At 52.6% G+C, this 9,414-nt stretch carries 1 protein-coding gene; it reads left to right on the forward strand.

All coding sequences use genetic code 11. From position 1 onward, the window contains the following. Positions 1-566: 566 nt before the first annotated feature. Positions 567-9,414 (forward strand): non-ribosomal peptide synthetase (locus EAE90_RS19625; protein ID WP_214054912.1); only part of this gene is annotated, 8,848 nt, incomplete at its 3' end.

Consider the following 9,414-nt stretch of genomic DNA (forward strand, 5'->3'; position numbering starts at 1 on the left):
CGTTCTCTATGGCAAAGAATAGCAAATAAAATAGTCCTGTTGGATAGGCAATAAATGTATGTATTGGGAGAGGTATGTAATTGAATAATATTAAATTTAATCCCATCTTGCACTGCGTCTTGATAAATATCTCTGGGCGTCATAAAAATAACATCACAAAACGATTTAATTGGAATACATCTTGTTACAATCAGTATTTTATTGAGTTAATTATTATATATGCCACATTGTTTTATTATTGTGAAATAGTATGTGGTGATATTAATTGTAATTTGTACTGTTTCTTTACGGTATTGAATATAATAATGTTCTTATAGGAATAAGAATAGAGTATTTTATTTATTCAATTAAGCTTGATTATTTGTTCGGTTATTAGGGGAATTAGCGTGCAAAAATGACTAATTGTCCGTTATTAATCGAGCGATGGTGCGATTTTTGAATATCTTGAATTGATGTCGGATGCGTCCGTTTTTATTTCTTGGGGGCAAGAAGTAAGAAAGAAATATTGGTGATGGCTGTCGGGTATGACAGTTTTCAAATTTCTAACAGATTCGTTGAGGTAATAGATGAAAGGTAACATTGCTACAGCGGGAAATGTTCTTAAAGACGAAACTCTCTCTCAGATGTCATGTGAAAATATAACTCATAATACGTATGATACATCGATTCCATCACGAGAATGTGTTGTGGTGGGAGGAACAACCCTGGCGGTGTTTTGCGCCGAACAAATTTTGGCGGCTGGGCATACCATACAAGCAGTGCTACCTACTGATCCTGTTCTACAAACGTGGGCTGCCCAGCAAGGGATTGTTTGTGTGAACTCGGTTGATGCATTACAAGAACAAATCACGTCACAGCCTGTCGATTGGCTTTTCTCAATCGTCAACCCAATCATCCTGCCGGTGTCATTAATTGAACACATTCGTGGCGGTGCCTTTAATTATCACAATAGTCCCCTGCCGCGCTATGCGGGTAGTCATGCAACTTCTTGGGCGTTGTTAGCTCAGGAGACTCATTACGCTATTTCCTGGCACTGTATTGAAGGTGGTGTGGATACTGGCGATATTGCTGTGCAATGGCCGGTATCGATTGAAGAACAGGATAACGCTTTCTCATTGAATCTGAAATGTTACCAGGCGGCTCAGAAAGGATTTGTCGCACTGCTGAAAAATCTGGGCCGCGACGCACTGGTGACTCATCCTCAGGATCTTTCGCAACGGAGTTTTTATGCTCAGTCACGTCGCCCCGATGGCGGGGGATATTTGTGTTGGGAGCAGTCGGGCGAAGTCCTGTCAGCTTTAGTGCGGGCATTAGATTTTGGGGAGAATTATTTAAATCCATTGGGTTGCCCGAAACTATTACTGAAACAAGGCCCGGTACAAATTTCCTGGCTTCAGCGGTTGAACACGAGTTCCGAGGGGGTACCCGGTACGTTAATGAGTGTGGAGGAGGATGCCTGGCAGGTGACGACCGGCAGTGAGGATGTGCGGATCGGGGGATTCGCCACCCTTGAAGGGCAGTTGCTGTCTGCCAGAGAGCTTGCCGAGATATCGGGACTTAGACCGGGCAAACAGCTTCCTTTACTCTCCTCACAACAAGCGCAGAATGTAAAAGAGACCCTTCAAACACTCGCGCCTGGTGAATCATTTTGGCATAAGCGTCTTGCCTCGTTGCAGCCACTCCAGTTGCCTTTTGAAATGATTGAGAAGCCGACAGAACCCCGCTGGGGAATCAGCCCCTGGCAGCCTCCACTGTCGAATGCTGGAGAAGACCCATTACAGACACTGTTGCAGGTATTCGTTATCTACCTTGCGCGTTTGACTCAGCAGACTGAACTGCAAATCGGTTGGTATGTGGATGAGGCAAACGATAAACCAGAGATATTGACCGGGTTGTCATCGGTAGTGCCGATGGTTGTCGAGGTGGCGTTTGATAAGCCGTGGTCTGTGGTAGCTGACTGGATGGATAACGAGCTGGTCCGATTGGCGCGGCACCGCACATTTAGTCGTGATCTTCTCTCCCGTTCTCCTTCACTGCGGGCTATCCCGGCATTAAGAACAAGCCGACCGTGGCAGATCGCCGTTTCTGTGATACAGGATGATAAATCGAGTGATCAGGCGGTATCCGGCGAATTGCTGACATTCCAGATAAATTCGCAGGGCGGTTTTCGCTGGATCTATGATGAAAATCGCCTGAGCCAGGAAGTGATTCTGCGGATGAGCGAACATTTGCAGGTGCTGGCGTCATCAAAAAGGGCGAATGATGAAATCCCTGTTGGGCAGCTTAATTTGTTGCCAGAGGCTGAACGTAGGTTGTTACTGGAAACCTGGAACGCTACGGAAACCGCCTATCCTGACCAGTTATGCATTCATCAATTGTTTGAACAACAGGTGGAGAAAACCCCAGAAGCGACGGCACTGATAGCGGGAGATAACACCTTCAGTTATATGGAACTGAATACCCGCGCCAACTGGCTAGCTCGTCAGCTTATCGAACAAGGGGTGTGCCCCGGTGATCATGTTGCGTTTCTGCTAGCGCGTTCGATGGAGTTGGTGGTGGCGCAATTGGCGATTCTCAAAGCTGGCGCGGTTTACGTGCCGATAGATCCCAGTGTGCCGGATGAACGGAAAAACTGGTTGATAAGTGATTGTGCCGCCAAATTGTTGCTTGCCGATACACTGGCGGATATTCCGGCTAACCTGACTGTGCCGCTGCTTCGTCTCTCGGATGAGGCAAACTCGGGCCGTGAAGAAGATCGCATCAATCCTGGCTTACCGCGTTCCAGCGCCGAGTTAGCGTATATCATGTACACCTCCGGTTCTACCGGGACGCCCAAAGGGGTGTTGGTGCCGCATCGGGCGGTAGTCCGGCTGGTTATTAATAATGGCTATGCTGAAATCGGGCCGGATGATCGGGTGGCTTTTGCCGCTAATCCGGCTTTTGACGCCAGCACGTTTGAAGTTTGGGCGCCGTTGCTGAATGGCGGCGCATTAGTGGTTGTTGATCACGCCACTTTGCTGACGCCGCAGGTGTTTGTACAAGATCTACAGAGTCAGCAAATAACGGTTCTGTGGCTGAGTGTCGGGTTGTTTAACCGTCTGGCAGCGGAACTGTCACCGGTTTTACCGCAGATAAAGCTGCTGATTGTCGGCGGAGATGCCCTTGATCCCCATGTTATCGGCCAGGTACTGAACACCAATCCACCGCAACAGCTATTAAATGGCTATGGGCCAAGTGAGGGCACCACCTTTACAGCAACCTACCGAATCAATGCAGTCGCACCGGGAGCGACCCATATCCCGATCGGCAGACCGGTAGCCAACACGCGGATTTATCTGTTGGATGCCTATGGTCAGCCGGTGCCGTTAGGGATGGTCGGAGAAATTTATGTGGGTGGAGATGGGGTGGCCTGTGGTTATCTTAATCGGCCTGAATTGACCGCCGAGCGTTTCCTGACCGATCCGTTCAGTGATAACCCAAATGCTCGCCTGTACCGCACCGGGGATTTGGCGCGTTATCTGCCTGACGGCAATCTGGAATTCCTGGGCCGAAACGATCAGCAGGTTAAAATCCGCGGCTTTCGCGTTGAACTGGGGGAAATTGAAGCCCGGTTAGCTGAGTACCCAACGGTGCGTGAGGCGGCGGTGTTGGCACGAGGGGAAGGGCAGGATAAACGGCTGGTGGCCTATGTGGCGGCGGAAGCCCATGACGGGCTGGCGAACAGTCTGCGTGCTCATCTGCAAGCTATTTTGCCTGACTATATGGTACCGTCAGCCTTTGTGCGGCTGGATGCGTTTCCGCTAACGCCGAACGGTAAATTGGATCGTCGCGCACTACCTGCGCCGGACAGTGAAGCCTTTGCCCGTCAGGCTTATGAAGCGCCTCTGGGAGAAACGGAAATTGCGTTGGCGGCGATTTGGCGTGAATTACTGGGGGTTGAGCAGATAAGCCGGTATGACAGCTTTTTTGCTCTGGGGGGGCATTCGCTACTGGCGATACGGGTGGTTGAACGCCTGCATCACTTGGGATTGACGCTGACGGCGCGTGATCTGTTCCAATCGCCGGTGCTGTCAGACTTGGCGCAAACATTGGGGCAGCATCAGGCTGTGGCAGTACCGCCTAACGTCATTACGCCAGCAACTACGGCCCTGACGCCAGCGATGTTGCCGCTGATTGATCTCACTCAGGCTGATATTGACCGCATCGTCGGACAGGTGCCGGGCGGGATCGCGAATATTCAGGATATTTACGCCCTGTCGCCGTTGCAGGACGGTATTTTGTTCCACCACTTACTGGCAAACGAAGGTGATCCGTATCTGTTGACGGGGCAAATGGCGTTTGCTGATCGAGCGCTATTGGATCGTTATCTGGCGGTGGTGCAACGGGTGGTTGATCGCCACGATATCTTGCGTACCGCTTTTATCTGGCAAGGGTTGTCAGTCCCGGCGCAGGTGGTCTGGCGTCAGGCCGCTTTATCGGTGACTGAACTGACATTAAACCCGGTTGATGGTCCGGTCGGAGAGCAGTTAATCCGGCGCTTTGATCCCCGTCAGCATCGTCTCGACTTGAGTGAAGCGCCGCTATTGCGTTTTGTCGTGGCGCAAGAAACCGATGGCCGTTGGATTCTGCTGCAATTGCTGCATCACCTGATTGGCGACCATGAAACAATGGAAGTGATGCACCGCGAAGTTCAGGCATATCTGACAGGTCAGGAGGAGAGCTTACCGGTGCCGGTACCGTTCCGTAATTTGGTGGCGCAGGCCCGGATGGGGGGGGATCAGGGGGAACATACCCGTTTCTTTACCGAGATGCTGGCAGAAGTCGATGAACCCACGCTGCCATTCGGGTTGACGGAAGTGCATCGTGATGGTTCACAGGTGACGGAATCTCACCGGATGTTGGCTCCTGAGTTGAATAGCCGTCTGCGCGGTCAAGCCCGGCGTTTGGGCGTCAGTCTGGCGGCGTTGTGTCATTTGGCCTGGGCGCAAGTGTTGTCGCGCACCAGTGGTCAGGAACAAGTTGTGTTTGGCACCGTACTGTTTGGCCGTATGCAGGCAGCGGATGGCGCTGACAATGGTATGGGGTTGTTTATTAATACCCTGCCATTACGGTTGGATATCGATGAAACCCCGGTACGAGAGAGTGTACAGACTGCTCATGCCCGACTGGCCGGATTATTAGCGCATGAGCATGCGTCACTGGCGTTGGCTCAGCGTTGCAGTGGGGTTGCCAGCGGTACGCCGCTCTTTAGCGCCCTGCTGAACTATCGGCATAATGCCTTATCGGCAGCATCAGATGAACTGATTGGCGGCATTGAATTCCTTGGCATACAGGAGCGAACCAACTACCCGTTAGTGTTATCGGTGGAAGATTTTGGCGATGCACTGGGGCTGACAGCGCAGGTTGTGCAACCGTTTGAGTCGGAACGGGTCTGCGGCTATATGCAACAGACGCTGGAAAGTCTGGTGGAAGCCCTTGAGCAAACGCCGGACAGGCCGGTTCGGGCCTTGGACATCCTGCCGGAAGCAGAGCGGACGTTGTTGTTAACAACCTGGAACGCCACGGCAACCGCTTATCCTGATGCGTTATGTATCCATCAGTTGTTTGAACAACAGGCGGAGAAAACGCCTGACGCGATAGCATTAGTGTATGAAGATCAGACCCTTAGTTATGCCGAATTAAATGCCCGCGCTAACCGGCTGGCTCGTCAGCTCATCGAACAAGGGGTGTGTCCCGGTGATCATGTTGCGCTTTTACTCGCGCGTTCGATGGAACTGGTGATGGCCCAATTGGCGATTCTCAAAGCTGGCGCGGTTTACGTGCCGATAGATCCCAATGTGCCGGATGAGCGGAAAAACTGGCTGATAAATGATAGTTCCGCCAGATTGCTGCTGACCGATACACAGGCGGATATTCCGGCGGATCTGGCTGTGCCGCTGTTTTGTCTCTCGGATGAGACAGATACAGACAACGAGCAAGATCGCCTTAACCTTGATTTACCGCGTGCCAGCACTGAGTTAGCGTATATCATGTACACCTCCGGCTCTACCGGGATACCTAAAGGGGTCTTGGTACCCCATCGTGCAGTGGTCCGGCTGGTGATTAACAACGGCTATGCTGAAATCGAACCCAATGACCGGGTGGCCTTTGCCGCTAACCCGGCTTTCGATGCCAGCACGTTTGAAGTCTGGGCGCCGTTGCTGAATGGCGGCGCATTAGTGGTTGTCGATCACGCCACTTTGCTGACGCCGCCAGAATTTGTACAGGTTCTACAGGTTCAACGAATTACGGTTCTGTGGTTGAGCATCGGATTATTTAACCAGCTAGCCGAAGAACTGTCCCCGGTTTTGCCACAGATAAGGCTGCTGATTGTTGGCGGCGATGCTCTTGATCCGCATGTTATCGGCCAGGTACTGAACACCAATCCACCGCAACAGCTATTAAATGGCTATGGGCCAAGTGAGGGCACCACCTTTACAGCAACCTACCGAATCAATGCAGTCGCACCGGGAGCGACCAACATTCCGATTGGCCGACCAATAGCCAACACACGGGTTTATCTGTTGGATGCTTATGGTCAGCCGGTACCGTTGGGGGGGGTTGGAGAGATTTATGTGGGTGGCGATGGGGTGGCCTGTGGTTATCTTAATCGGCCTGAATTGACCGCCGAGTGTTTCCTTGTCGATCCATTCAGTGATAACCCGGATGCTCGCCTGTATCGCACCGGGGATTTGGCGCGTTATCTGCCTGACGGCAATCTGGAATTCCTGGGCCGTAATGATCAGCAGGTTAAAATCCGCGGTTTCCGCATTGAACCAAAAGAAATTGAGGCCCGGTTAGCCGAGCACCCAATGGTACGTGAAGTGGCGGTGTTGGTACGGGGGGAAGGGCAGAATAAACGGCTGGTGGCCTATGTGGTGGGATCAGAGAATGACGGGCTGGCGGATAGTCTGCATACTCACTTGAGTACCATTTTACCTGACTACATGGTGCCAACGGCCTTTGTGCGGCTGGATGCGTTTCCGTTGACGCCAAACGGCAAGTTGGATCATCGGGCATTACCGGCGCCGGACAATGAAATTGTTGCCCGTCAGGCTTACGCTGAGCCTCAGGGAGAAACAGAAATCGCGCTGGCGGCGATCTGGCGTGAATTACTGGGCATTGAGCAGATCAGTCGGTATGACAGCTTTTTTGCCTTGGGCGGGCATTCGTTGCTCGCTGTACGTATGATTGGACGCTTGCGTCACCTGGGATTGACACTGACGGCGCGTGATCTGTTCCAGTCGCCGGTGCTGTCAGACCTGGCGCAAACATTGGGACGGCATCAGGCGGTGAAAGTGCCGCCTAACGTCATTACGCCAGCAACCACAGCGTTGACGCCGACAATGTTGCCGCTGATTGATTTGACTCAGGCTGACATTGATTGCATCGTCGGGCAAGTGCCGGGCGGGGTGGCTAATATTCAGGATATCTATGCCCTGTCGCCATTGCAGGACGGCATTTTGTTCCACCATTTGCTGGAGAATGAAGGCGATCCCTATCTGTTGATCAGCCAGATGGCCTTTGCTGACCGGGCGCTGTTGGATCGTTATCTGGCAGCGGTTCAGCGGGTGGTTGATCGCCACGATATCCTGCGTACCGCTTTTCTCTGGCAGGGATTGTCAGTCCCGGCGCAGGTGGTCTGGCGTCAGGCCGCCTTATCGGTGACGGAACTGACACTGAACCCGGTTGATGGTCCGGTCAGTGACCAACTAACCCGGCGTTTTGATCCGCGTCAGCATCGTATTGACTTGAGGGAAGCGCCGTTATTACGTTTTGTGGCGGCACAAGAAACTGATGGTCGTTGGATCCTGCTGCAATTGCTGCATCATCTAATTGGCGACCATGAAACGATGGAAGTAATGCACCGTGAAGTGCGGGCGTATCTGGCCGGTCAGGAGGAAAACCTGCCCGCGCCTGCGCCTTTCCGTAATCTGATCGCGCAGGCCCGGTTGGGGATGAATCAGGCAGAACACACCCGCTTCTTTACTGACATGTTAGCGGGGGTAGATGAACCCACGTTACCGTTCGGGTTGACGGAAGTGCATCGTGATGGTTCGCAGGTGGCTGAATCTCACCGGATGTTGGCGCCTGAGCTCAATAACCGTTTGCGCAGTCAGGCCCGACGTTTGAGTGTGAGTCTGGCGGCGTTGTGTCATTTGGCCTGGGCACAGGTGTTGGCGCGTACCAGCGGACAAGATCGAGTGGTGTTCGGTACGGTGCTGTTTGGGCGTATGGCGGCGGGAGACGGGGCTGACAATGGCATGGGACTGTTTATCAATACTTTGCCGTTGCGGTTGGATATGGATGAGACCTCGGTACGGGAAAGTGTACAGACCGCCCATACCCGACTGGCCGGATTATTAGCGCATGAACATGCGTCACTGGCGCTGGCGCAGCGTTGCAGCGGCGTACAGGGTGAGATACCCCTGTTTAATAGCTTGTTAAACTATCGACATAATACTTTGCCGGTAATGTCAGATGATTTGATGAGCGGTATTGAGTTTCTTGGCGCACAGGAGCGGACCAACTATCCGTTAATGCTATCAGTAGAGGATTTTGGCGATGCTCTGGGGCTGACGGCGCAGGTCGTGCAGCCGTTTGAGCCGGAAAGCCTGTGCAGTTATATGCAGCAAGCACTGGAAAGCCTGGCGACAGCGCTGGAACAGGCCCCGCAAATGCCGGTACGGCAGTTGGACATTCTGCCGGAAACGGAGCGTACCTTGCTGTTAACAACCTGGAATGCCACGGAAGCCGCTTATCCTGACCAGTTATGTATCCATCAGTTGTTTGAACAACAGGCGGAGAAAACGTCTGACGCGATAGCCTTAGTGTATGAAAAGCAGACCCTCAGTTATGCGGAATTAAATGCCCGTGCTAACCGTCTGGCCCATCAGCTGATTGCGCTGGGCATAGAGCCAGATCAGCGAGTGGCGATTTGTGTGGCGCGTTCACCGGCTATGGTGGTGGGAATATTGGCAATACTGAAAGCCGGCGGCGCCTATGTGCCGTTGGACCCGGCTTATCCGGGTGAACGTCTGGTGCATATCCTGCATGACGCTGCGCCGACAGTGGTGCTGGCGGATAAGACCGGCAGGTCTGCATTAGGCGAGGAAACGCTGACCAGACTGACCGTACTTGACCCGAATACCTTGCCAAATCAGCCAGACAGTAATCCACTGGTGCCTGCGCTGACTTCCCGGCATCTGGCCTATGTGATTTATACCTCCGGCTCCACAGGGGTGCCAAAAGGGGTGATGATTGAGCACCGCAATACGGTTAACTTCCTGCACTGGGCTCAACAGGCTTTTGACGTGGAAGAGATCCGCGAAGTGCTGTTCTCAACGTCGATGAATTTCGACCTGTCCGTTTTTG

Origin of the sequence: Photorhabdus caribbeanensis (assembly GCF_018448885.1) — a bacterium.
Classification (GTDB): domain Bacteria; phylum Pseudomonadota; class Gammaproteobacteria; order Enterobacterales; family Enterobacteriaceae; genus Photorhabdus; species Photorhabdus caribbeanensis.